We start from the raw sequence: 2,012 nt of genomic DNA, 5'->3' as shown, positions 1-2,012 counted from the left end.
GCTTGCGCTCATCCACAAAAAACAGCAGTAAGCTGGAGAGAATAACCCCCAGTAGCAAAAAAGGTGTTGCTTCAACCAACAAACTCAAGAATAGGGTGAAGGCGTTGTTGAGCTGATTCATGCATTTTCCTATTTATGCTTGAGCAACGTGTTAAGCAAGAAAAAAATCAAAGGTCAAAGGTCAAAGACTAGTCTGAGCTAAGGCTTTTGGCTAGCAGCGATAGGGAATTTAATCGGGAAAACCTTACCTGATATCAGACGATTGTTTTGTGACATAGAGGCCAGATCTTTCCCCGTAGGGTGGCGCTTAGCTACACTTCGTGAGAGCGTTTGGAATAGTTGACTACTCCCCCGCATAAATGACGGGGGATTCTAATAAGGAGGTTTCGTGACTGGATGAATCCACGTCACTCCACGCTGTTTTCTTATTAGCTGACCACAGGAATACCCTGTGGGGACGAGTCAAAACGCCCCTACCCAGTCGGTCTAGGCTAATACCTAGCGTTCTGCTTACTTTGCGGATTATATTGGCAGCACCATTACAATCCGCATTGACATACCAATTCATTGCCGTTCGGTATAAACCGCGCTTCGTTCTTCTCCCTGACGGCTTCCAATCCTTGGGTTTTTCACCATATTTTGGCAGATAGTCACCATCTAAGAACGATGTTTTACTGGTATAGCTTTCTTCTGTTTCTATAAACTCGATTCCATACTGTTGACAAAGCTGAGCAATTCTTTCTTTGAGTCTAGCTGTAGGAATTGGCACAAACTCCGAGTTAATCTTTTTGCCTAGTCTTATCTCATGCTTGCCTCCTTTATTCCAACCAAAAATCACTCGACCAATTTGATTTTCCAAGCAATGATGGATAACTAGTCTCGCGGCTTTGTTAATTCCATCGCGCATCTGACGGTTACGTTTTTCAGTTATCGCCGCTATATCTTTAGACCAAAATCCTTTTAGGTGCGCTTGACCTTGTTTGATTGTTGATATTTGTTTGTTATACCAACGATTCATCGATTTGATGTGCTTGCCATCAATAATAAAGCTAGTTCCTACATTAGAAACACAGGTTAGCCAGTTATCCAATCCTGGGTCAATTCCAAGTACATTCTCGGGTTCACCACTTGGCGTTTCTATTTCTTTTTTATAAACCAACTCAACATAGAAACATCTATTCCTTGGCAGTATTCTTAATTCTCTGATTTCATCAAATTCAATATTGCTAGGAAGAGGCAATCTAAAACTATCAATGCCAAACCAGCACTTTACTTGGCTGCCCAATGGTATTCTTATGTTTCCATCTATTAATCTTAAGGCTTGCTTTGGATAACTGACCAATGCCAAACCTCCTTTTTTTCTATACTTGGGCAGTCTTGGTATATTCTCAATCTTCCCTTTTCGGTATGCTTTAATCAATTCTTTGTAGGATTTAAAGGACTCGTATACCGATCGAAGTATTTGTTGGGCTGCTTGGGAGTGAAGTGCCTTATAGTGAATATTGGGCTTGTATTCTTTTTCTAGCTCAAACTTACTTATGTAGCGATTGGCTTTAAAGTAGATTTGACGAGCAAAGTAGATTCCCATATTTGTCAATCTATGAGATTGTATGCATAAAAAGTTGAGAATTGCCGACAATTCGCGATCTGGACTTAATAAAACTTGCTGACAGCCGTACACTTGAATCACCTCCTCGCGAATTACTCATTATACCATAAACAGGACACATAAATGTGTCTGCGGACGAAGGCTCGCTCGGTTTCATCCCCTGGTTAAAACACAGGGGCTTTCACCATCGCTTCTTGGTAAGAGTTTTACTATCCTTGTTACTATCCGTTGGAAGGTTAAGCCAATGTCTGACCTAAATAAAATAGTATACCCTACTCTTGACCTATTCCTCTACGATCTACGGGAAGGTCTAGGGCAAGACCCGGAAATTATTGATTATAACCGTGAACGATTCTGGCAAAGAATCTATGGTCATCCCGAGGGTGATGAATCAGACCTGATC

General features: G+C 41.3%; 1 protein-coding gene and 1 pseudogene. Both read right to left on the bottom strand.

The window, feature by feature from the left end; genetic code table 11:
• A pseudogene (locus tag F6K38_RS40435) lies at positions 1–121 on the bottom strand (permease); the annotation flags it as partial.
• A 222-nt stretch (positions 122–343) separates the two neighbouring features.
• Entirely contained in the window at positions 344–1,681 is a 1,338-nt protein-coding gene (locus F6K38_RS40430) for an RNA-guided endonuclease InsQ/TnpB family protein (protein WP_287360487.1), read from the bottom strand.
• Positions 1,682–2,012: the final 331 nt, after the last annotated feature.

It is taken from the genome of Moorena sp. SIO3B2, from assembly GCF_010692525.1.
GTDB lineage: Bacteria > Cyanobacteriota > Cyanobacteriia > Cyanobacteriales > Coleofasciculaceae > Moorena > Moorena producens.
The sequence above is the reverse complement of the archived record's forward strand: the minus strand, read 5'-3'. Positions and strand labels throughout refer to the sequence as shown.